The 21859-nt window shown below is 53.7% G+C and carries 19 protein-coding genes and 1 pseudogene; 5 read left to right on the top strand and 15 right to left on the bottom strand.

What is annotated here, in order from left to right; all coding sequences use genetic code 11:
- Nucleotide 1: 1 nt before the first annotated feature.
- The 5 genes from PYL13_RS21465 to PYL13_RS21445 all read right to left on the bottom strand — a co-directional run bounded on the left by PYL13_RS21465 (nucleotide 2) and on the right by PYL13_RS21445 (nucleotide 6225).
- A complete protein-coding gene (locus PYL13_RS21465) occupies nucleotides 2–1255 on the bottom strand; it encodes an NAD(P)/FAD-dependent oxidoreductase (RefSeq protein WP_275642284.1) in 1254 nt (417 codons plus the stop codon).
- 131 nt (nucleotides 1256–1386) lie between these two features.
- Complete coding sequence (locus PYL13_RS21460) at nucleotides 1387–2817, bottom strand: cryptochrome/photolyase family protein (protein WP_275642283.1); 1431 nt, start codon at nucleotides 2815–2817, stop codon at nucleotides 1387–1389.
- A gap of 51 nt (nucleotides 2818–2868) precedes the next feature.
- Nucleotides 2869–4086 (bottom strand): SAM-dependent methyltransferase, encoded by a 1218-nt coding sequence (locus PYL13_RS21455; RefSeq protein ID WP_275642282.1) that lies wholly within the window; start codon nucleotides 4084–4086, stop codon nucleotides 2869–2871.
- Nucleotides 4073–4876: a DUF1365 domain-containing protein gene (locus PYL13_RS21450; protein WP_275642281.1), complete on the bottom strand. Its 804-nt coding sequence runs from the start codon at nucleotides 4874–4876 to the stop codon at nucleotides 4073–4075. The genes PYL13_RS21455 and PYL13_RS21450 overlap by 14 nt, the downstream gene beginning before the upstream one ends.
- Nucleotides 4876–6225 (bottom strand): NAD(P)/FAD-dependent oxidoreductase, encoded by a 1350-nt coding sequence (locus PYL13_RS21445; RefSeq protein ID WP_275642280.1) that lies wholly within the window; start codon nucleotides 6223–6225, stop codon nucleotides 4876–4878. Before PYL13_RS21445 ends, PYL13_RS21450 begins: the two co-directional genes overlap by 1 nt.
- Nucleotides 6226–6446: 221 nt before the next feature.
- On the opposite strand from PYL13_RS21445, the gene PYL13_RS21440 reads away from it, so the two are divergent.
- Genes PYL13_RS21440 through PYL13_RS21430 form a run of 3 tightly spaced genes read left to right on the top strand, consistent with a single transcriptional unit; the run spans nucleotide 6447 to nucleotide 8128 of the window.
- Nucleotides 6447–7022 (top strand): sigma-70 family RNA polymerase sigma factor, encoded by a 576-nt coding sequence (locus tag PYL13_RS21440; protein ID WP_275642279.1) that lies wholly within the window; start codon nucleotides 6447–6449, stop codon nucleotides 7020–7022.
- Nucleotides 7022–7684, top strand: a complete 663-nt coding sequence (locus PYL13_RS21435) for a ChrR family anti-sigma-E factor (RefSeq protein ID WP_275642559.1) — start codon at nucleotides 7022–7024, stop codon at nucleotides 7682–7684. The genes PYL13_RS21440 and PYL13_RS21435 overlap by 1 nt, the downstream gene beginning before the upstream one ends.
- Nucleotides 7685–7711: 27 nt before the next feature.
- Nucleotides 7712–8128, top strand: a complete 417-nt coding sequence (locus PYL13_RS21430; protein ID WP_441296688.1) for a DUF2177 family protein — start codon at nucleotides 7712–7714, stop codon at nucleotides 8126–8128.
- Here the strand turns inward: PYL13_RS21430 and PYL13_RS21425 are convergent.
- The 7 genes from PYL13_RS21425 to PYL13_RS21395 all read right to left on the bottom strand — a co-directional run bounded on the left by PYL13_RS21425 (nucleotide 8115) and on the right by PYL13_RS21395 (nucleotide 15778).
- Nucleotides 8115–8810, bottom strand: a complete 696-nt coding sequence (locus PYL13_RS21425) for an HAD family hydrolase (RefSeq protein WP_275642277.1) — start codon at nucleotides 8808–8810, stop codon at nucleotides 8115–8117. The genes PYL13_RS21430 and PYL13_RS21425 overlap by 14 nt on opposite strands.
- Nucleotides 8811–8855: 45 nt before the next feature.
- Entirely contained in the window at nucleotides 8856–9875 is a 1020-nt protein-coding gene (locus tag PYL13_RS21420; protein ID WP_192489432.1) for a LacI family DNA-binding transcriptional regulator, read from the bottom strand.
- Nucleotides 9876–10018: 143 nt separating this feature from the next.
- Nucleotides 10019–11299, bottom strand: a complete 1281-nt coding sequence (locus PYL13_RS21415; RefSeq protein WP_275642276.1) for a D-tagatose-bisphosphate aldolase, class II, non-catalytic subunit — start codon at nucleotides 11297–11299, stop codon at nucleotides 10019–10021.
- The gene (locus PYL13_RS21410; RefSeq protein WP_275642275.1) at nucleotides 11299–12249 is read right to left on the bottom strand and encodes a tagatose kinase; all 951 of its coding nucleotides are present in this window, start codon (nucleotides 12247–12249) and stop codon (nucleotides 11299–11301) included. The genes PYL13_RS21415 and PYL13_RS21410 overlap by 1 nt, the downstream gene beginning before the upstream one ends.
- A gap of 21 nt (nucleotides 12250–12270) precedes the next feature.
- Nucleotides 12271–13233, bottom strand: a complete 963-nt coding sequence (locus PYL13_RS21405) for an ABC transporter permease (RefSeq protein ID WP_275642274.1) — start codon at nucleotides 13231–13233, stop codon at nucleotides 12271–12273.
- On the bottom strand, nucleotides 13230–14744 hold the full coding sequence (locus PYL13_RS21400) for a sugar ABC transporter ATP-binding protein (protein WP_275642273.1): 1515 nt from the start codon (nucleotides 14742–14744) through the stop codon (nucleotides 13230–13232). The genes PYL13_RS21405 and PYL13_RS21400 overlap by 4 nt, the downstream gene beginning before the upstream one ends.
- Before the next feature lie 143 nt (nucleotides 14745–14887).
- A complete protein-coding gene (locus PYL13_RS21395) occupies nucleotides 14888–15778 on the bottom strand; it encodes a substrate-binding domain-containing protein (RefSeq protein WP_250985297.1) in 891 nt (296 codons plus the stop codon).
- Between the two features lie 395 nt (nucleotides 15779–16173).
- Here PYL13_RS21395 and PYL13_RS21390 point away from each other — a divergent pair.
- Nucleotides 16174–16308: pseudogene (locus PYL13_RS21390) on the top strand (ABC transporter permease); the annotation flags it as partial.
- Nucleotides 16309–16349: 41 nt separating this feature from the next.
- Nucleotides 16350–17108 carry a sulfite exporter TauE/SafE family protein gene (locus PYL13_RS21385; protein WP_275642272.1) on the top strand — a complete coding sequence of 253 codons (759 nt, stop codon included), beginning with the start codon at nucleotides 16350–16352 and terminating at the stop codon, nucleotides 17106–17108.
- A 407-nt stretch (nucleotides 17109–17515) separates the two neighbouring features.
- Here the strand turns inward: PYL13_RS21385 and PYL13_RS21380 are convergent, their stop codons facing one another.
- From PYL13_RS21380 to PYL13_RS21370, 3 genes are all read right to left on the bottom strand, one after another.
- Complete coding sequence (locus PYL13_RS21380; RefSeq protein WP_275642271.1) at nucleotides 17516–18451, bottom strand: TniQ family protein; 936 nt, start codon at nucleotides 18449–18451, stop codon at nucleotides 17516–17518.
- Nucleotides 18452–18456: 5 nt separating this feature from the next.
- The gene (locus tag PYL13_RS21375; RefSeq protein WP_275642270.1) at nucleotides 18457–19509 is read right to left on the bottom strand and encodes an ATP-binding protein; all 1053 of its coding nucleotides are present in this window, start codon (nucleotides 19507–19509) and stop codon (nucleotides 18457–18459) included.
- Between the two features lie 62 nt (nucleotides 19510–19571).
- Entirely contained in the window at nucleotides 19572–21809 is a 2238-nt protein-coding gene (locus PYL13_RS21370; protein WP_275642269.1) for a Mu transposase C-terminal domain-containing protein, read from the bottom strand.
- Nucleotides 21810–21859 lie beyond the last annotated feature (50 nt).

Below are 21859 nucleotides of genomic sequence, written 5' to 3'. Positions count from 1 at the left end.
TTTAACCGAAGCGGCCAGCCCGGAATGGATCGATGGAAATTGATGGTTCCCGTCCCGCAACGAGATCGCTGACCAGTTTGCCCGTTGCCGCCGACTGCGTCAGCCCAAGATGCCCGTGCCCGAAGGCATAGATGATGGCGGTGCTTACCTTGGAGGCGCCGATAACCGGCAGGCAATCGGGCATGGATGGGCGGAAACCCATCCACTGTTTACCGCCTTCGGTTTTCAGACCGGGCATGAACTTGGCGGCTTTTCCCAAAAGTGCTTCCGAGCGTCGGTAATTTGGCGGCAGTGAAAGGCCGCCCAGTTCGACGGCACCACCCACTCGAATGCCGGTGGAGAGCGGCGTCACGACGAAGGCGTGGTCATTGAAATAAAGCTGGCGGGTCAAGTTGAAAGACTGGTCGGGCAAGGTGGTGTTGTAGCCACGTTCTGTCTCAAGCGGCAGGTTTTCGCCAAGGCTGGCACCAAGGTTCTTTGACCATGCGCCACCGGCGACGACCACCTTTGCCGCGTCGACTGTTTTGCCGCCCGTCAAGGTCACGCGCGCCTCGTCGCCACGGGGCTCAAGACGTAGCGCTTCGCCCTCAATCAGCTTGCCGCCTCGTGCGATGACCAGTTCCGCAATCGCCTTGGTGAATTCGTATGGCTCGGAGACCTGCAGGCCGCCAGATGTAAACATGGCGTGCTGGAATTGTGGTGCCAGACCCGGCTGCAATTCGTTGATCTCATCGCGCCCAACACGGTTGAAGACAAAACCGGCTTTTTCCTTTTCCGCCCAATCGGCAGCAGCGGCATTGAAGCTTGCTTCACTGTCGTAAAGATCAAGCGTTCCGGTGTTGTTAAAGAAACCGGAGAGTTCGGGCGTCGCGCGGATCACTTCCATCTCCGCGGCAGACAGTTTCATCATCGAGATCTGGGTTTTTAGGCCGTGCCGGAAGGCGGATTCGGAGCTCGCGCGCCAGAAACGCCACAGCCAGGGAGCAACCTTCAGGGCATAGGATGGTGGAACGCTTAACGGGCCCAGCGGATCGAAAAGCCAACGCGGCGCCTTTTTCATAAGGCCCGGCGCAGGAATGGGAATGATCTCAGGGAATGCTAGAATGCCGGCATTTCCGGAGCTTGCGCCCCGTGCAATTTCTCCACGTTCCAAAAGGGTTACAGAACGACCTTGTGATTGCAGATAAAGTGCCGACATCACTCCGATAATGCCTGTGCCAATCACAAGCACATCATGTTTTTCCTGATCGCTCATAAGACGCTCCCGCCGATTTTGTCACCCTTCCCAACCACGGAGGAAGTGCTTTTGGCAAGCACTAACATGAGGTAATACATACTGTCGACATAAAATGTTTTCTATGATTGGATGACGCAAAGCCTTGAGTGTTAGGCGAAGAGATTGTCTTCTTGGCCCTTTTTACTGTTGCGTGCACGACGCGATGAGCTTTTCAAATCAACAATAGGTTTTGGATAGGTTTTATCCAGTACTACACCGGCTTTTTCCAGTACGGTGTCTGGTGCTTCAAACGGTTTGTGTATCCATTTGTTAGGCATGTCGGCCAGTTCAGGAACCCATTCACGGACGTAATCGCCCGCAGCATCGAACCGTTCGCCCTGGACAACGGGATTGAATACGCGAAAGTAAGGGGCAGCATCCATGCCACAACCGGCAACCCACTGCCAGCTGCCGGGATTACTGGCAATGTCGCCATCCACCAGCGTATCCCAGAACCACTCTTCACCATGTCGCCAATCGATGAGCAGGTTTTTGGTGAGCAGGGAGGCAACCAGCATACGGACGCGATTGTGCATCCATCCGGTTGCCCATAATTGCCGCATGCCCGCGTCGACGATTGGGAAGCCCGTCTGTCCTTTTGTCCAGGCGCTGAGCGCTTTTTTGTTTTCCTGCCATTCGATATGGGCAATGGCGTCGCGCATATCGTAACGCGCAATATCCTTGCGGTGGTAGAGCTGGTGGTAATGGAAGTCTCTCCAGATCAGCTCGGAGAGAAATTTTTCGACGCCCGACGAGACGGAAGGGTGTTGCTCGCTGTAATGAAGAGCACTGTGCCAAAGCTGTCGGACGCTGACTTCGCCAAATCGCAAATAGGGTGAGAGCTTGGACGTTCCCAGCTTGCCGGGAACGTCGCGGCTTTCGGCATATGACTTCACGATCTCATCAAGAAAGTCGTGGAACTGCTCGTAACCGGCCTCTTCGCCAATCTGCCACGAGCCTTCCATCTTTTCAGCCCAATGCGGTGGGGATGGACGCTCATAGCTTTTAGGCTTGGTAAATGATGACTGCGCTTTGGTGTCGCGCAAACGCAGGGGCGTGGGCACACCCTTCTGACGCAGTGAACGGGCAAACGGTGTGAAGACCTGATAGGGGCCGCCACTGCCTGTTTCGAGTTGCCAGGGTTCAAGGAGAAGATTGCCATGAAATGAGGTTACCGTGAAACCCGACTGGCGAAGCTCAGTCTTTATCTGCGCATCGCATTCCCGCTCAGCTGGTGCGTACCGACGGTTCCAGAAAACCACCTCCGGCTTTATCTCTTTTGCCAGCTTTGGCAGGATGTCCGCGGATTTTCCTGTTTCAACAATGAGGGTTACGCCTAGTTTCTCAAGTCGTTTGCAAAAGTTGGCAAGACTTTGTTCCAGCCACCATTGTACCGCGGCGCCTGGTTTGCGCAGGTTTTGGTCCGTTTCATGTATATAAACGGCTGTAACCGAACCGCCTCTCGCAAGCGCTGCATCAAGTGCAGGGTTGTCGCCAATTCTCAAGTCGTTGCGAAGCCAAACGACTGCTCGTGAAACCATCTTCCGGCTCCTGTTTCATAATGGTGGAGAGGAAGCATACTGCTATGCTTGTTATTCTAATCGAAAGTGAAACTGGCCGACATCAATGCGGCCGGAACGGAAACCTGCGGCGCAATAATGCAGGTAATAACGCCACATGCGCTTGAAGCGGCTATCAAAGCCAAGGGGTTCGATATTGTGCCACTGCGCGGAAAATGCGCGGTCCCACCACAGGAGCGTTTTCTCATAATCCAAGCCGAACAAATATTGGTCACTTAGCTTCAGGCCGTGGTGATTGGCCACGCTGACCAATGCTTCGTTTGACGGCAACATGCCGCCTGGGAAGATGTAGGTCTGGATGAAGTCTGCGGTGTTGCGGTAGGTTTCAAAACGATTGCGGGAAATGGTGATAACCTGAAGCATGGCTTCACCACCTGTCTTGAGCAGATGTTTGACCTTGTCGAAATAGATCGGCCAGTTTTCCTCGCCAACTGCCTCGAACATTTCGATCGAAACGATCTTGTCAAAGGAACCCTCGCAGTCCCGGTAGTCCTGAATGCGGATCTCCACACGGTCCAGCAGTCCTGCACGGCGCATGCGTTCCTGCGCATACAGTGCCTGCTCATTGGAAAGCGTAAGGCACAGGATGCGGCAACCGGTGGTGAGTGCAGCATATTCTGCAAAGCCGCCCCATCCACAGCCGATCTCCAGTACGGTGTCGTCTTTCTGAATATCCAGCTTTTCGACAATGCGTGCATATTTGGCAGTCTGCGCCTCATCGAGTGGCTGATCAGGGCGCTGAAAGATGGCTGAGGAATAGGTCATGGTACCATCCAGCCACTGATCGTAAAATTTGTTGCCGAGGTCGTAATGGAAGGCAATGTTACGACGGCTTCCACCCTTGGTATTGGCATTTTTGCGGTGCCGGTAATTGGCCATGACTTTGCGCATGAAAGGAATAGCAATCAGTCCAGACAGGACTTTCTCGTTGGCCAAACCCAGATCGAGAACAGCGCCAATATCCGGGCTGTCCCAGGTGCCATCCATATAACCGCGCGCCAGTCCCAGATTGCCTTCCGTCATGATCTGCCAAACGAAGCGGCCTGATAATATCGAGATTGTGGCCGCTGGCCCCGGTTGCTCTCCGGCTACATGATGCATGCTGCCGTTGGGGAACCTGATCGTCAGACTGCCGATCACGATACGGTTGGCCCAGCCCTTCACCAATCTTGCCCAAAAGGGCAAGTTGTTCAGGCGGCTTTCAAAAGACTTTTCTTCAGCGTGAGTCATGAGCCTGATTTCCTGCGGATGAAGGTCTGACGACAGTGCTTGCAACCCGGTTGGTTGCGGCACTATGGCGATAGATCGGAGCGCCTTTGCGCCAGAGGAGCAGGGCTTCCCAGTAGATTCCGGCGGTGATTTTCAGTGTCATCAACGGATGGCGCACAAAGGCGGATAGAAGTGTACGGTTGTTCAACTCTTGCCGGTTGGCGGCAAAGGATGCGACCAGCAGCATGCCATCCGGGTCTTCTTCATCGATCCGCACCAAAACGTTTTCACCGGGTGGTTCGATGTGAAAATTATAGTGGCAGTTCATCGGCACAAAGGGTGAGACGTAAAAATCCTTGGCACAGGATTGGCGAATGCTCTCCTGCTGCGAGGCCCCAACCGCGATTGTGTAGGTATGACGTTCACCGAATGTGTTGCACACCTCGTATAGAACGGCGCGCAAGCCATTTTTTCCATGGCAGAAATAGAGAGTGAGTGGGTTGAACACATAACCCAGGATACGTGGATAGCACAGCACACGGATTTGCATGCCAGGCTCCAAAAGACCGGCTTCATCCAGCCGGATTTCTACCCAATTCCGCAAGCCGTCTGGCTGACCATCGCCATGGTCCTTGTCATGGAAGCTGATCAACGCACGGCGATTGTAACCAAACAGCCGCAGTTTTTTGTCTAGTGCTGGAAGTTCATCCAAATCCAGTAAAAGCGAGAAGACGCTGTATTGCAGGCGATGCCGCTTGGGGCGGTACCGCATGTGCATGACCTTTCCTGCAAAAAGCGCCGAATGCGACATTACTCTGCTGCCTCCAATTTGGGAGGTAAATGAATGCGACCGGATTCATCCGCCACGGTCCATGGGCGTTTTTGCCCGGTTATTGCCTCTGCAACCGCCAGACCGGATTGCAACCCGTCTTCATGAAAACCATAACCACAATAGGCCCCGCAGAACCATATGCGGTTTTTACCCTGAATGCGCCAGAGATTGCGTTGAGCCTCCAGTGCAGGGCCGTCGAAAAGCGGATGCATATAAGGAATGAGCCGCAGTATGTTTTCCGGCGCAATTTCGCGAACCGGATTAAGGGTGACGAACAACGGGTCGGACATTGGAATATTCTGCAGACGGTTCATCCAGTAGGTCACGCAGAGTGACTGGGCGCCATCCTGTTTAGTTTCACCAATATAATTCCAGCTTGCCCATGTGCGTTCGCGTTTCGGCATCAGTGACGGATCTGTGTGGAGAACAGCTTCGTTGTCGGTGTAACGGAACGATGCGAGCAGATTTTGTTCTTCGTCCGATGCATCGGACAGCAGAGCCAGCGCTTGATCGGCATGGGTTGCCAACACGACATCCGAGAAAGTCTCTCGGTTACCGCGCTCGTCGGTGATGTGGACCCCGTCTTTGTTTCGCTCAATCGAGACGATCCGGGTCGACATGCGTATGTCGGGTAACGTCTCGATCAGGAGCTTTACATATTGTCGGCTGCCACCTGTTACCGTGCGCCAAAGCGGTCGATCTTTCAGGGTTAGCAGGCCATGGCTTACGAAAAATCGAATGAAAGCCTTGAATGGGTAAGCGCGCATTTCCTGTGCGCTGGCCGACCAAATTGCCGCACCCATTGGCAACAAATGGTTGTCGATAAAGCCCTGACCATAACCATTCATGTCGAGATAATCGCCGATCGTCAAATCGTCCATCTCATGTGACGACAAGGCCAAAGGCGCTTCGCGATAAAAACGCATGAGGTCTCGTAACATGGCCCAGAATCGGGGCTTCACAATATTTCCGCGTTGGCCCATCAGTCCATTGAGACCAGAACCGGAATACTCCAGTTTGCCACCGTTTAACGATACGGCGAAAGACATGTTGGATGGCTGAGTTTCAACGCCGACAGTCTTAAACAGTTCAACAAGGTTCGGATAGTTGCGTTCATTGTAAACGATAAAGCCGGTGTCGACTTCAATATTGCCACTGCTGCCGGAAACAGTCACGGTGTTCGAGTGGCCGCCGAGCCTATCGTCGCTTTCGTAAAGCGTTACCGAGGCGCTTTTTGAGATCAACCATGCCGCAGAAAGACCGGATATGCCGGAGCCAATCACAGCAACGCGTTTCGTCTCGTTCGTGGATCGTTTTTCGGTCGCCACTGCTTACCTCATTTTTGTAATGCATGTTTTACGCAAGGAAATGCAGGTTGGATCGCTACAGATCAAAAAAAACTGAGTCAGGTGATCTATTGTTCAAGTCGTGACGTAAAAGCGGTATGAACACACATATTTCCATAGGCGCAGCGACGTGGCAAAAGGAAGCTGGAATTACATTCCGGCGGTCTGCTCCATTACGTCGAAAGAGCCGAGGAAATAGTGCAATGGATGATGGCGCCGCAGATAGCGGGCAGCATGAATTTGAAAAACTGATGTTCGCGATTAGCGCGCAAAAGGACATTCATGCCTATGAGATAATTTTCCGGCATTTTGCGCCACGCGTTCGTTCATACATGTCAAAACTCGCTGCAGATAGCCAACTGGCAGAAGAGCTGATGCAGGAGACAATGATCGCTGTGTGGAACAAGGCGGACAGGTATGACCGCTCCAAGGGGTCGCTTTCAACATGGATTTTCACGATTGCCCGTAATTTGCGTATCGATGCGGTCCGTAAAGAGAAACGGCCGGAGTTTGATGCTGATGACCCGGTGTTCGTGCCCGATGCAGAGCCATCCGCCGACAATGTGCTGGTCGCACAACAGACCGCTGAACATTTGAAGGCAGCACTTGCCGGATTGCCGCGAGAACAGGCGAAATTGCTTGAAATGTCGTTCTTTGAAGATGCAACGCATAGCGTGATTGCCCAGAAGCTCAATATACCGCTTGGAACGGTGAAGTCGCGTATGCGGCTTGCCTTTGCCAAGTTGCGCCTCGTCCTTGGACAAGGAGACGACGCATGATTGAGATCAGACATCATCTTAGCGACGATCTCCTGTCGTCTTATGCGGCCGGAACGCTTGGCGAAGGATGGAGCATCGCAGTTGCCTCCCATCTCGCCTTGTGCCCCGCCTGCCGCTCGAGGCTGAGAGGTTTCGAGCAACTTGGCGGACACATGATCGACAGACTGCCGGCTGATAATGATGTCGACTCTGCCTGGGATAGCATCAAGTCACGGATCACCTGTGAGGGTGATGAGCCAGCATTACCCGTAAAACGCACAGCTATTACGCGTGATGCCACTGTTCTTCCTGAACCTCTACGCTCCTATGTTGGCGGTGATCTCTCGGATGTGAAGTGGAAGTCATTGGGGCGTGGCGCCTACCATTTGCCGATTAAAACTGGCGATAATGAAACCAGTGTGCGTCTGCTGCGTATACCTGCCGGAAAGCCGGTGCCGGAGCATGGTCATGGAGGGCGGGAACTTACTCTCGTTCTGAGTGGCAGCTTTACCGATGAAACAGACAGTTATGGCCGTGGCGACATAGAAGATGCGGACTCAGAACTGGTGCATCAGCCCATCGCTTCGGCGCAAGCTGATTGTATCTGCCTTGCGGTGACGGATGCACCTTTGAAATTCAGAAGCTGGGTTGTCCGTCTGGTGCAGCCGCTTCTTGGCATTTAACCTGCGAAAAAAAGGAGAGATGATATGGTGAAATACCTGACGGCCTATTTTGCAACGGCTGTGGTATTCTTCGGCCTGGATTTCATCTGGCTTTCGACCATGACCCGCACCTTTTACCGCAGCCGCATCGGTTCACTGTTGCTGGAGCAGCCGAACTTTACGGCTGCCGGTATATTCTATCTTTTCTACGTGGCCGGTATTGTCTATTTCGGCGTTTGGCCTGCACTTACTTCCGGCAATTGGACAACCGCGCTTATCAATGGCGCACTGCTGGGAATGCTCGCCTATGGCACATACGACATGACCAATCTTTCTACCCTAAAGGGCTGGTCGGTGTCGATGACTGTGGTTGACATCATCTGGGGTACATTCCTGACAGGAATTGCATCCCTGTCAGGATACCTCGTCACGACAGCGCTTGTTGGAAAGCTCAGCGGGCCGTAACGTTGGCGCGATCGAGACGCAGAGCACCAGTCTCGGTCACTGTAATGTCCAACTCGTCATAACTGTCGATGGCAAGATGATCCGTCTCAATTGGATGTGAGTGCGTTGCGCTGATCACCACAACGTTTGCGCCCATGCGTTCGCCTGCACTGATACCAGCCGGTGCATCCTCAAATACCACACATTGTGTCGGATCCACGCCAAGCAGCTTGGCGGCTTTCAGGTAACCTTCAGGGTCTGGCTTGCCGTTTTCGACATCTTCACCGCAGATCATGATCTCAGGTGGAACTATGCCGGCTGCGGCGAGGCGAAGGACGGCAAGCGGACGAGGGGCTGATGTGACAATAGCCCAACGGCCCTCAGGAATTTTCGACAGGAAGCCTGCGATGCCCGGAATTTTGATGATGCCTTCAACATCATCCATTTCGCGTTGCAGCAGAATGGCGGCCTGCTCTACAACGTCGAGACCAGGCACAGCTTCGCGGCGAACCACCTCGATGGCGCGGAGGCCATGAATACGCTGCAGAAATGCAGTCGGTTCAATGCCGTTATCAACGGCCCATTCACGCCACACGCGTTCGACGACGGCAATCGAGTTCAACAGGGTTCCATCCATGTCGAACAGAAAAGCGGCGTGAGCCTCGCTCAGGGAGGAGGGAAGGGACCGCATTTCATTCTTCATGGCATGTTTCCATTCATTAGTGGTGGGAGGTTCCGCTTATCACATTCAAGCAGAGTCGCGCAGCATGATTTCAGCGTTGAGCAAAATACGTTCGTCAGACGGAATCTCGTTTTTTGCGTCGGTTGCTTCGCCAAGTTTTGACAGCAACAGTTCGGTCGCCAGTCGGCCAATCTCATTATAGTTCTGGGCAACCGTGGTGATGGGCGGACAGGCATAACGTGACAGTGGGTGATCGTCATGGCCAGCGATACGAATATCGCAATCCACACCACGCCCAACCTTCAGGCCGGATTGCCATGCCGCAGCAATGGCACCAAATGCCACGCGGTCGTTGGCGCACAAAACCGTCTTTGTCGGGAAGCGCCCATGCTCCTTGAGGGTGCGCATGGTTTCGTCATAACCGAATTTTTCGAAGTCCCAGTCCCGGCCTTCTGATGTTATAACGAGTTTGGGCTCTATCCGTAACTGTTCCATGGCATCGATATAGGCCAGCCGACGGCTGGTGGCATTGTTGTTGACGCCTGGCATGCCGAGATAGCAGGGCGGCTCACCCGAGCGGCACAGATAATCGACAATCAACTGGAAACTTTGGCGGTTATTGGTTCCGACGAACGACGAGGTCTCGTCCAGTGGTGAATCGACGTAAATCAGTGGAATGCTGGCGCCAAGCTGCGCAAGCGTCTGGTGATGTGACTTAACGCCAAGCGGTGCAATGATGGCACCGGCGACATTCATGGACTTCAGTGTTTCAATGGCCCGCTGTTCAATCTCCGGATTGCCATCCGATGACAGGATGAAGGCCAGAAAACCGGCTTCATTGGCCAGCAGCTCCACACGGCGCGTGAGGGCCATGTAGAAGGGGTCGGTTGAATTGGGAATGATGATCCCCAATATGTTGCTGCGGCGTCTATTGAGATTCACCGCAAACATATTCGGCCGAAAACCGGATTCCTTGATGGCAGCCTCGATCAGATCGCGGGTCTTGCTGCGAACAGACGAGGGGTCGTTGAAGTATTTGGAAACCGTCGGCCGAGACAGGCCGACGAATTCGGAAAAATCCTCCATCGTTTTGATCGGCGCTTTATCCACGGTATGAATTCCCCATTCGTCAATCCGGCATAAATCGATTGAATTTTTACATCTACCTCCCCGCAAGGGGACGATCAATCTGCCGGAATGATTTTACACGATAAGCTTTGTGCCGCTCCTTAAGAGCGGCATGCCTTGAAATAAATATCCAGAACGGCATCAACTGCAGCAATGGAAAGGTCATGTGCGTAAGGGCGCACCTTGCCGTCGCGAACCCGTTCATAACTTCCCTGAAGGTACTGGCTGATAAGCGTTTCCGGAATTTCCACGCCATCAAGCAAAGCAAACAACGCATTGATTGCCGAGGTAATTTCGGGATTTGGCCAGTAATAACGAATGCGGTCGCTATAGCTGAAGTGGCGCTGCAGACGCTGTTCGTCTGATGTGCCGTGGTAGTATTTTTCCCAGTTTTTCGGATCTGCTGTCAGCACACGCTCGATAACCTCGATGAGGCTTTCCTTACGCTGATCAGGAAACAGGAATGCGGCGATGCGATCCAGTCCGTAGAATGCTTCGCGAAGGGCGAAGGTAAGGCCGGGACCCACCTTCAAAATGGCAAACCCGTCATTGACTAGCGAGGACAGTGCCTCCTGTGTCTGGTAGTCGGTGGAATGCGCTTCGAAGACAAAACCTGGCATGTCTGCAAGTGTCGCACTCAGGTCGCGGGCGGCCTCCGAAACATACGGAATGACATTGTGGTTGCCGAACTCGACACCCGGCTGCACGACCGCGCCAATAGCGCGTGAAAATGCCTCTTCCACGCCAGCATCGATAAATGCCTGACGATGAATGTTGACAGTTTCGAGTGCTGCCTGCGGTGAGGTGACCTCAAGCGTCTCCAATTCTTCCATGGCTCCGCCCGGAATTGGCACCTCTGTGCCGATGATGTAGACCGGTTTGATGCCGTTTTCACCACTGATGGCAGCTTCAGCAACGGCCGCAAGGTTTGCTGCGCGTTCGGCAGTAATTGCATCTGGAAGGGCAACAGGTTCACCGGCGCATCCCATGCTGGTGTCCAGATGAAGTTTGGTGAAGCCCGCCTTGGCAAAGGCTGCAATCATCACCCGTGCCTTTTCCATGGCTTCGGATGCAACCAGGTTTTTCCATGGATTAGGGCCAAGGTGATCGCCACCCAGGATCAGTTTTTCCAATGGAAATCCGGCGTTTGCAGCAATCTTTTCGACAAAGGTGCGAAAATCCGCCGGTGTCATGCCGGTATAACCGCCATCCTGGTTGACCTGATTGCAGGTTGCTTCAACCAAGAGGTAATTGCCATCTTTCAGTGCACGCAGCATTGAAGCTTCGATAACCAGCGGGTGGGCCGAGCAGATGGATGGAATGCCGCGAGGACCGGTACGATCTTTCCACTTGGCGATATCGAGAAGCGGGTTCTGGCTCATTATGCTTGTTTCCTTGCCGTATTCGCTATGAAGTCTTCTAGCTCAGCCTGCGTGGAGGCGCCTTCCATCGGTCCTGCTTTGGTAACCGCACGGGCACCGGAGGCATTGGCCAGCGTGAGCGCTGCCGATGGTTCTTTCCCAGCCAGCCAGAAGGTGACGAACGTCGCACCAAAGCTGTCGCCAGCACCGGTTGGATCAACTTCCGTGACTTCAAATCCGGGCTGCGAAATGGTCTGATGTGCGTCGAAATAAGTCGCGCCTTTTTCACCGCGTTTCAGGACAATGGCCTTGATGCCGCCAGTCAGAAGTTCCGATACTGCTTCCTGTTCGGTTTTGGCATTGGCGAACAGGAACAACTCTTCGCCGCTCGGCAGGAAAAGGTCAGTCTTCGACAGGACCTTTGTCAGTGCTTCACGCATGCCTGGGCTGCCCAGAATTTCAGGGCGGAGGTTTGGATCGAACGATACAGTTCCGCCCTTTGCTTTGATGCTCTCGATCGCTTCCAGAATGGTTTCAACCACGCTTGGAGCGTACAGGGCTGTGCCCATGACGTGCAGATGGGTGCAGTCGTCCAGCAGAGCCCGCGTTTTGTCGTTGAGGCTGATCTGGCCACATGCGCTGTGGCGAATGTTGAACACGAATGCCCGGCTTCCATCTTCGCGGTAGCGAACAAAGGCGCTGCCTGTCGTGCCCTGCGGATCGACTTCGATACCCGAGATATCAACGCCGTCTGCCTCGAGGCGGTTGAGGTTTACATAACCAAAATCGTCTTCCCCGACGCGCGAAATAATGGCGCATTGCTGCCCAAGCTTGCCCACCTGATCAATGAAGATGGCAGGAGCACCAGAAGGGAAGGGGCCGATCAGCGGAACAGGCGCACGAAAGCCGTCTCCGCGATCTGTTGCGATGATTTCGACAAGGATTTCACCGATGGTCAGTATCTTGCTCATGTTATCGTCTTTTATGCGGGATTAGCGTTTTGCCTGCTTGGCGCGAACGTCGAGCCAGACAGCAATGAGGATGACCAGACCCTTGGCGATGAGCTGGTAGAAATAGGGCACGGACAGCATGTTCATGCCGTTGTTCATCACACCGATGATCAACGCGCCAATCAGTGTGCCGACCATGGTTCCGACGCCGCCAGCAAGGCTTGTGCCGCCAAGAACCGCTGCAGCGATCGCATCGAGTTCAGCGCCTGTACCGGAGTTGGTCTGGGCGGATGACAGGCGGGACGACAGAAGAATGCCTGAGATTGCGGCCATGATGCCGGAGATCATGAAGATGGTGATCTTCATGCGATCAACTTTGATGCCGGAATAAAGAGCTGCTTCCTTGTTGCCGCCGATCAGATAAGCGCGGCGACCGAAGGTCGTCTTGCTGAGCAGGATGTGGTTGAACAGGAAGAGTGCCACTACGATCCAGATAATGATCGGCAGACCGAGGAAACTGTCGGCGCCAATCGCCGACCAGCTTTCATCCATGATCATTGCCGGCGCGCCATTGGTCGGCAGGCTGACAAGACCGCGATAGATGCCCATTGTCGCAACGGTGACAATGAAGGATGGCAGCAGCAGCTTGGCCGTCAGCGTACCATTGATCATGCCCATCATGGCGCCTGCACACAGCGTTAGCAGAACGGCCGGGAAAAAACCGAAGCCGAAGGCAAAACACTGCGCGCCGACCATGCCGGCCACGGCAATGATTGAGCCGACAGACAGGTCAATTTCACCGAGCAGAATAACCCAGGTCATGCCGAAGGCCGCGATGGCGATAACTGCCACCTGCTGCAGGATGTTCATGAAGTTGGCAACCGACATGAACCGCTGATTATAAGAGGAAAAGACAACGCACAAAATGATGAGCGCGAGAAGAATGCCGCCATACTGCTTCATGATCTTCATAAAAGCGGCTGATACAGAATTGGTCTGGGTCATGATTGGTGCCCCGTCGCGAAGGTCATGATGGTTTCAGGATTAAGATCTGCGCCGCAGGCAGTTGCGATCATGCGGCCTTCGTTCATCACGACGACGCGATCGCTCATGCCCAGCACTTCCGGCAATTCCGATGAGATCAGCAGGATAGCTGTGCCCTCGGCCGCAAGCTGGCGAATGATCTTGTAGATTTCGAATTTGGCGCCGACATCGACGCCACGGGTTGGTTCGTCAAGTATCAGAACCTTAGGCTTGGTAAGCAACCACTTTGCGAGAACGATCTTCTGCTGGTTGCCACCGGAAAGAGAGCCCGCCGTTGTTTCCAGCGATGCGGTCTTGATGGAAAGGCGCGCCACTTCCGCATTGGCGGATCGGCGCTCTTCCTTCCGCCGCAGAAATCCGAACTTGCCCGCAAAGCTTTGCAGCGCGGCCATGCTGATATTGGATTCTACACTCTGGCTGAGAACCAGGCCTTCTTCCTTGCGGTTTTCAGTCACGAAACCGATGCCGTGTTCAATGGCCGAGACTGCCGAGTTGATCTTGACGGTTTCACCGTTCAGACGAACCGTGCCCGTCGAGAGTTTCATGCCGAAAAGCGCGTTCATGACCTCTGAGCGTCCAGAACCAACCAGGCCAAAGAAACCGAGAATTTCACCGGGACGCACGTCGAAGCTGATGTTTTCGAATTCGTCCTCGCGTCCCAGGCCCTCTACCGACAACATCGGCGCAACCGATGCTTCCGGAGCAGGGGTTTCGCGCTGCGGATAAATCTCGTCCATCGTGCGGCCGACCATAAGTGCGATGAGCTCTTCAATGGTGGCCTCTTCACGCTGACGCGTTGTGATGTAACAGCCGTCACGGACAACGGTGATATCGTCGCTCAGCCGCATGATTTCTTCCATGCGGTGCGAAATATAGATGACGGCGACGCCCTGCGCCTTAAGTCGCTCGACGATGCCAAATAGAATTTCGGCTTCGCTGTCGCTCAAGGAGGATGTGGGTTCGTCCAGCACCACCACACGGGCATCGATGCTAAGACCTTTGGCAATTTCCACCAACTGCCGCTGGGCAATCGAAAGGTCGCCGACCTTGTCCGATACGTCGATCGGCAAGCCAAGTTCCTTCACGATGGCGCGCGCTTTGGTCTCAAGTGCGCGGTCGTTGATGAAGCCGGCAAAGGACGGTTCGCGCGTTGCCAGAATATTTTCAGCCACGGTCAGGTTGTTGCACAGGCTCAGTTCCTGAAACACGATGGTCAGGCCCAAACCTGCCGCATCCTGCGGGTTGGCTGGCTGGTAAGGCTGGTTGTCCAGACGAATGTCGCCGGAGCTTGGCTGGTAAACACCGGCCAAAATCTTCATCAGCGTTGATTTTCCTGCACCGTTTTCGCCCAGCAGTGTATGCACACGGCCACGCCTGACGTTGAGCCGCATATCCTTCAGCGCCGTAACGGTGCCGAATGTTTTGGTGACATTGCTGATCTGGAGAACAGTGTCCGTGCCGGCGTCTGCCATGCGGCGTCTCCTCAAACCTGTTGCGTCTTCTTTTTGTAATTTTATTCAACGGTCCCGCGCAAGGGAGATTGGGGGGAAGCGCGGGACCGTCGAATGGCGTGGCCAATTGCCCTGAAGACAAGGGCCAGCCAGCCTTGGGAGGCTTACTTCTTGGTGTAAACACCAGGTACGATTGGCTGGTCCGCAGGAACTTCCTCGCCAGCAATAACCTTGGCGGCTGTGTCAACAGCGGCCTTACCCATCTGGTCAGGGAACTGCTGGATAACGCCAACCATCACCGGGTTGGAGTCAACTGCCTTGCGGGCCTCTTCCATACCGTCAAAGCCGATGACCTTGACCTGGCTTTCGAGGTTGGCAGCCTTTACAGCAACGGCAGCAGCAAGAGCCGCGTCATCACCGAAACCGAAGATGCCGTTGATATCAGGGTTTGCCTGCAGCATGTTCTGTGCAGCAGCCAGGGCTTCAGCGCGCGTGATGCCGGTCTGGATCGAGACGATCTTCATATCAGGATGCTCAGCAATCGCCTTTTTGAAACCTTCAACGCGGTTCACAACCGACTGAACGGTCGGGTAGTCGATGATTGCGACGTTGCCCTTATTGCCAAGTTCCTTCGCCATCAGTTCGCCAGCCTTCACACCACCGGTGTAGTTGTCGGTACCGATGTGCGAGGTAACTTTTGCGTCTTTGGCAGGAACGTCAACGGTGATGACCTTGATGCCAGCCTTTTCAGCCTTGTTGATAGCGGCGAGTACGCCCTGGCTATCAACCGGCGAAATAACGATGACGTCTACGCCCTTGACGATGAAGTCTTCAACGTCTGCAAGCTGCTTGCTGAGGTCCTGGTTGGCAATGGACACTTCCAGCGGAATATTCTTTGCCTTGGCTTCATCCTTCATCGCGTTTGCGAGATCGATGTAGAAGGGGTGCTGCTGTGTGAGAAGCGAAGCACCGATACCTTCCGCATGTGCGGAGACGGCTGCAACAGACAGCATGCCAAGTGCGAAAACAGACTTCAAAATACGATTGCGGATCATTCTTTCCTCCCGAAACGTTTTCGGCGCGGGCCTGTTTTTGATTAGCGGCCGAAGTGGCAGACCCTCCCCGGTTTCGACCGCAGCGGCATCAAGACCACAAATATTTACGCGCGTCAAATTTAAATTATGTGCGCGACAAATATTTGTGTGGGTGCGTGTGAAGGCTCTCTGCGGAAATTGTGTTGATCCTATGTTTCGAGGCTCGAAGGGCCGTTACCTCCCTCATCATCAGTGATCAGGCAAAGTTGCTTGCAATGTTATATTCGATGCTCTTCAGTGTGCTGCTGAGGCGGATCTTTGAAGTCTGCTTGTCACGTCCGCCTTATCTGTTTTCGATTGGTGAAAACGAGTCGTTACGCGAATGTCTTTCATCGATTTCAACGCTCACCTAGACCGTCATGGGCGCAATGTCCGGCTTTACGTTTCTGCGTGTTGATGCTTACTACCAGGAAAGCATAAAGGGGCTGATTATCGTGGCGGCAGTTGTCGCAGACGTGTATCGCCAGAAGGCACGGGTGAAGAAGGCATAACCTTCTCGCCATCAAACTGGTATTTGGCTCCAGGGGCAGAAATGAGCTACGGTCTCTTCAATTCGACACTGGAACTGTCAGTGACAATATTAGCCGTCTTTCTCGTCGGGCTCTCCAAAGGCGGGCTCGGCGGGATGAGCCTTCTGGGCGTCCCCCTGATGGCGCTTGTAATGTCTCCGGTGACAGCAGCAGCCATACTCCTGCCCATTCTGGTCGTCATGGACGTGGTCGGCGTTGTTGCATGGCGCAAATGGGTTGACTGGAAGATCATGGCTCGGATTTTGCCAGCGTCGGTATGCGGTATTGCACTGGGCTGGATGACCGCGCATCTCACATCTGACGCGATGATCCGACTGATTGTCGGTGCAGTTTCAGTGTTGTTCGTTCTACGGGTTGTCTTTGGGAAAACAATCAAGGCAGACTATACCGAAAACCGTCATTCGGCAGGTTTCTGGGGCATGATGGCCGGTTACACCAGCTTCGTTGCGCATGCTGGTGGACCGCCATTGCAGGTCTATCTTTTACCGCGTCGGCTGGATCCAAAAATCTTCACGGGAGTGACCGTGATGTTTTTTGCGATCACCAATGCTTTGAAACTCATTCCTTATGCGGCGCTGGGTGGCTTTACCAGCCAGAACCTCGGTCGCGCGGCACTCATGACGCCGCTGGCCATCGTGTCGACCTGGCTGGGGGCGTGGGTTGTCCGACGCATGAGTGCGTCTGTCTTTTATCCCATGACCTATATTTCTGTAGCTCTGGTTGCCGTCAAACTCATCTGGGATGGTGTCACAGGCCTATAGCTAAATGCCAGTTACGGTGGGAGTCCGTACTTCTGTACACGAGTGGCCACCGCAACCGTCAGTGCCTGAGCCAGACACATCGGTGCAGCAAGAGAACGTGAGGATGCGTAGTCATTCGTGCGAACGACAACAGAACCTTCTATCACTGAACCAATGTCGAAAGCGTACCGATCCGCTTAACCTCGTCAACGATATTCATGACTGCACTGCGTAAATGCGGAATGAAATGGTGAAGTGTAAAAACGGAACGTCGTATGGCCCAACTCGCTTATAAAACGCCTTGATTTGAAGCGAAAACGGAAGGCCCGAGGCCCAAAACCGAACGTAGCGTGGCCCAATTTTCACTGGAATCTAGATACAAAAAAACCGGGTCGAAACCCGGTTTACTCATAGTGCAGTGTGGAGTTTTAGATAGGGAGGTCAGTCACCAATTTTGGATATCTTGATAGTGCGACTTCTTCGAGAAATTTTGCGAGATCAAAATATCCTGGCTGATCATATCGTTCGACAAGCTCCGCCGATAATCGACCGAAAAACACGGAGGCTCTAATTCGATGCCCTGTCGGTTTGAAAGCAAGAAACGCCTTCAGGGCGGTTCTCACGGCAGCTTTCCCCTTTTTTGCAATTTCGAAACCAATATCGGCAACCTCTATCCAGTCATTCGATATGAAGCTCTCCAGATCAGGTTCTGAACCATCTCGGATCACGGCTCCCAGGAGTTCGGTAAAATGTGCCGCTGCCTGAATGGCGAAACCGTCCAACCAGATACTTTGCAGCTTACCTCCACGGACACGGTTGATGACGTAGTTCTGGAGACCAGTGGGGGAGTTCGATAGGGGTTCATTCGCATGAAACTCAATGGTACGGATTATCGCACGCAATTGTGTCGCGAAGTCGGATGCAATCCTCCGATCACTGGCGAGCCTGATCAAAGGAATTCCATGATCAGGGCAGGTGTGGACAAACCGCAGCATCCACTCTGCTCGGCCGTAAGCTCGATGGAATGCGTATTTCGGGCCAATGTCATTGAGGATGCACGCCGGGCAGATGCGACACCGGTCGGTGTCGATAAACTCACGTGTGAATACTCCGCCATACGTTTCGACGGTCTTTCTGAACTGTGCGAGCTGACTCAAATGCAACTGATTGGGCCGTTTCCCAACAAGCTCAGCAAAGATTTCCATATCCGCGTGCCAACCTTTCGCCAGCCGGTCGAAGCTGAAGCCGAAATGCGCCGAGAATTCTGATGCGGACCCAATACCGTTCACAGCAGCAATGCGCGAGCAGTAGCTTGGCAGTGTCTCACTGGGCTGAATAGGCAGTGTCAAAGAGAGTTTGGCCATCGTATTCACCGCGCTCTCTTCCGCGACCCGCGCTGCTGATGATACCGCGCTGTGACCTGATTTTCCGATGCGTTGTAAGGCTTGATGTCCTCCCAATCCTTGGCCACAAACACATTCTCGACGTCATCACGACCGGTGTTGGTTTCGAAGCAGTCTGCAAAATGTTTGATAGTGATCACCTTTTCGTCTGCGTATATCGCAAGCTCAACGGCACCTCGGATCATTTGAACCATTGTGCCAAAATCCTTATCGCATCCATGCATCAATCGTTGAATGAACTCCTCGTCCTTATGCAAAGATGTCTTCATCTCGGCATGCTCGAAGATGATCAGGCGTGTTACAACAGCCATCGTCGTTGCCCCGGTAGAACCCTTCATTTTACCAAACGGAATCTTCGTGCAACGATTTGCCAACTGTTTCCTTGAGAGAAACGCTTCAAGCGGTGCGACACCTGCCAGAACAATACGGACTGGCCAGTCCGGCATCTGCACAAGGTTTTTGAGAGCGTTACCAATTTTGGTAACTTCGACCGCATTAGACGCGTCCACCGCGTGTTGGGCTTCGTCGATCACAAGCCACATGACGCCATGCGCTTTCAACACATCACGAAACAGCTTCCACATCTCGTTTTCCTTCAGGCCTGGGCGAACGGGGTAACCCATCGCATGAAGGCCTTCGTACGCCAGCAGCCTTGGAGTGCATGGACTGGGCGCGGTCATCATAAGGAGAGGCCGGATCGTATTGCCATCCTCGTTCACGTAAGGCTGCATGATCGCACACTCAGAGGTATGCGTCAGAAGGGCAGTCGTTTTCCCTGCTCCGGATTCACCACACAGCGCCACAATACGACGCTTGTCTGGTTTAGCCATGTCGGAAATGCCGATAACTGCAATGCTCGCGATCATGGCGTCGAACGCTTTCTTGAGCGTCGCATCCCGTGAAAGTCCAATGTATCGACCATTGATCTGCGCGATACGGTCTGCCTTCGCGAGCATGTCTGGTGGCATCATTGCGCGGATACGAGCGATTTCGGCGTTAGGAATTTGGGCAATATTCATGGAATTCTCCTTTCAAAGAGACAGGCCTTCACGCTTCACAAGAGGTTTTGCGAAGATCGTTCTCAGCGGTTGAAATCGGGATTGAGGGTGTTCAGTCTGGAGGAAGTCGAAGGACGCAAAGGTGCAGGCTCCGGTGCCTGTTCCACTTTAGGGTCCTGCCTGATGCCGTACATGTCCCAGTTCCTGATGGTGGTAGCGACGTCTACCTCTTCAGGAATGGCATTCTCGTTGGCACGCGTTTCCTCAACAATGTCGATGGAATAGGCGACCTTCTTCTCAAAACGCATAATGTCTCGTTCGGTCAGAATTGCGCTGCCAAGCTCCGCTTCGGCTCTTGCCATTTGCGCCTGATCGCGCAGCCATTCCTTTGTTCTGTTCACGATTGCCTGAGAGACCTCGACGTTCTTGCGATTGGTGAGCCGCAGGCGATCATTGAAGGCAAGCCACTTCCAGATACTCATTCCGATGAGATCGTCATGGACTGCCGGGACTGTAAGCCAGCCTTCCGGATGCCGCACTGAAATCGCACCGAGGTCGAAGCGATCAATGCGTACCTCGACCTCCAGATCGTCCTCACGGAACAGCTTCTGGAGCTTGCTGGAGGAATATTGAATCCCGAGAACACGAATACCTGAACGGGAGATTTTTCGGCGAATCGTGATCCCGAAAATGTTACGGCGCAGACGGGAAGAAAGAGGAGGCGCAGGTTTGTAGAATTTGTTCAGTCGCTCCCACGCCTGTCGTGGCGTTTCGCCATTCAATCCGGCATGCGGAGTATTATGGAAGACATCCACAACAAAGCGCATCAGAAGTTCTGCGGCCTGGTGGAATACAACACTTGCTTCCCCCTCAGCGTCATAATCTCCCTTTTCTGCAGGGGAACCCCAAGTGCGGCCGGTGAAAAAGAGCAAGGCCTGACGGTTCATGGTGCGGAAAAAACGCTCCAGAGTTCCACGCGCAGCAGCATCACCTGATTTCGGCTGAAAGAGGATGCCGCCCAAGTCATTTACAGCGATCCGGACTTCGTTACTGGCGTTCCAACTCGCGGAATCCAGTGAGACTTCGCCGAACACTCCATGCTGATCCCAAGGAGTTTCGCATCCAATGCTTTTCGCGAGTTCAGTTTTGTCGCGCGTCACCATCTCCAAAGTAGAGACTGCACTGGCAGTGTTGGGCGATGTATGGTGGATGCGCATGCCAACGATGGATTTCGTAGCCACGTCCTTTGCCGCAGTAACGTACAGCCTGACACGGGCTACGAGCTTCCTCTCTTTTGGACTGAGGTTCTCCCACTCTTCGGCCTGGATAAGAAGCGTTTGAAGGTCGATCCAACATTCATCAAGCTGGATTTGTTCGAGCGGCCTGAGCACGTCGATACCTGACATAATCGAACGGTACTTTGCGGTGGCGTAATCTGCGCCGTGTTGACCCAGGTCAACATGAGACGAGGGGAGTTTACGGATACGTGCGCTGAACGTATCAATGTCCGGCACCCGAAGTTTTGCCAAAACTTGCGCGCCCATCTCCGCATTTTTCTGCTCGCGTTTCGCATTATCTGCCTCGATTGCACGCGAAAGCAACCGGTGCAGCTCTTTGATAGGAAGGCGATCTGGCGACGCGTACATCCACACGTATTCATTGATGTACTTCAGCTCCTCCGGCGTGAAATGGTCACGGCGGCGTCTGGCACTGTTATCGTTGCAGAGGGCTACCGGGTCGAAGTTCGATTTTTCCAAAGTCTCCACCCATCGGCGCAAAGTACGAGGTGCGGGCGGTGCATGAAGCTTTGGGGCCGTGCGATGGGTACGTCCGGCCGCTTTATGAGCTTCGTCGGATGCTTTCTGCAGGGCCTCTTGAGTGTCGTTCAGGTATTTCGTCAGTTTGGCCTCAGAACGGGTGACTCGCAGGGCCATCTCAAGGTCCTTTGTATCGTCTTCCGTTTTCAGGAAACGCAGACACCAGGCGTGCTTGAACAGGACGTCCTGCTGCTCGTCAGGCAGGAGATTACTGAGAAGTTCCGTTCCTCCGGAGACTGTCTCGTTTTCGGGACGACGACGGTGAGGCAGATATCCCATGGGATCGCGCTTTTGCTGGAAAGCGCGTGAAACCTCTTCAAATGTGTAGAATTCGGGTGGGAGATTGTCATCAGTGCGCTGAAACCAGTACCCAGAATTCGTGGTGCTCAACCAGTTGTAGACGGCATGTTTGTATTCAACACGATCACCGCGATGGAAGTCATAGAGCTTTGTTTCATGAGCATCTGGGGCATGCAAATGACGGTGTCGGAGCATCATATTCATCGTCGAATTCCTGTCGGACACAGCGGTCCGTTTCCGCGTGTGGCGGATTG

The organism is Agrobacterium sp. Azo12 (assembly GCF_029193765.2).
Taxonomy (GTDB): domain Bacteria; phylum Pseudomonadota; class Alphaproteobacteria; order Rhizobiales; family Rhizobiaceae; genus Agrobacterium.
This window is presented reverse-complemented; position numbering and strand designations above follow the sequence as displayed.

Bases quoted from the DNA above. Each gene is read 5' to 3' on its own strand.
- PYL13_RS21465 (WP_275642284.1), bottom strand. From the start codon at position 1,255: ATGAGCGATCAGGAAAAACATGATGTGCTTGTGATTGGCACAGGCATT.
- PYL13_RS21460 (WP_275642283.1), bottom strand. From the start codon at position 2,817: ATGGTTTCACGAGCAGTCGTTTGGCTTCGCAACGACTTGAGAATTGGC.
- PYL13_RS21455 (WP_275642282.1), bottom strand. From the start codon at position 4,086: ATGACTCACGCTGAAGAAAAGTCTTTTGAAAGCCGCCTGAACAACTTG.
- PYL13_RS21450 (WP_275642281.1), bottom strand. From the start codon at position 4,876: ATGTCGCATTCGGCGCTTTTTGCAGGAAAGGTCATGCACATGCGGTAC.
- PYL13_RS21440 (WP_275642279.1), top strand. From the start codon at position 6,447: ATGGATGATGGCGCCGCAGATAGCGGGCAGCATGAATTTGAAAAACTG.
- PYL13_RS21425 (WP_275642277.1), bottom strand. From the start codon at position 8,810: ATGAAGAATGAAATGCGGTCCCTTCCCTCCTCCCTGAGCGAGGCTCAC.
- PYL13_RS21420 (WP_192489432.1), bottom strand. From the start codon at position 9,875: ATGGAGGATTTTTCCGAATTCGTCGGCCTGTCTCGGCCGACGGTTTCC.
- PYL13_RS21415 (WP_275642276.1), bottom strand. From the start codon at position 11,299: ATGAGCCAGAACCCGCTTCTCGATATCGCCAAGTGGAAAGATCGTACC.
- PYL13_RS21410 (WP_275642275.1), bottom strand. From the start codon at position 12,249: ATGAGCAAGATACTGACCATCGGTGAAATCCTTGTCGAAATCATCGCA.
- PYL13_RS21405 (WP_275642274.1), bottom strand. From the start codon at position 13,233: ATGACCCAGACCAATTCTGTATCAGCCGCTTTTATGAAGATCATGAAG.
- PYL13_RS21400 (WP_275642273.1), bottom strand. From the start codon at position 14,744: ATGGCAGACGCCGGCACGGACACTGTTCTCCAGATCAGCAATGTCACC.
- PYL13_RS21395 (WP_250985297.1), bottom strand. From the start codon at position 15,778: ATGATCCGCAATCGTATTTTGAAGTCTGTTTTCGCACTTGGCATGCTG.
- PYL13_RS21385 (WP_275642272.1), top strand. From the start codon at position 16,350: ATGAGCTACGGTCTCTTCAATTCGACACTGGAACTGTCAGTGACAATA.
- PYL13_RS21380 (WP_275642271.1), bottom strand. From the start codon at position 18,451: ATGGCCAAACTCTCTTTGACACTGCCTATTCAGCCCAGTGAGACACTG.
- PYL13_RS21375 (WP_275642270.1), bottom strand. From the start codon at position 19,509: ATGAATATTGCCCAAATTCCTAACGCCGAAATCGCTCGTATCCGCGCA.
- PYL13_RS21370 (WP_275642269.1), bottom strand. From the start codon at position 21,809: ATGAATATGATGCTCCGACACCGTCATTTGCATGCCCCAGATGCTCAT.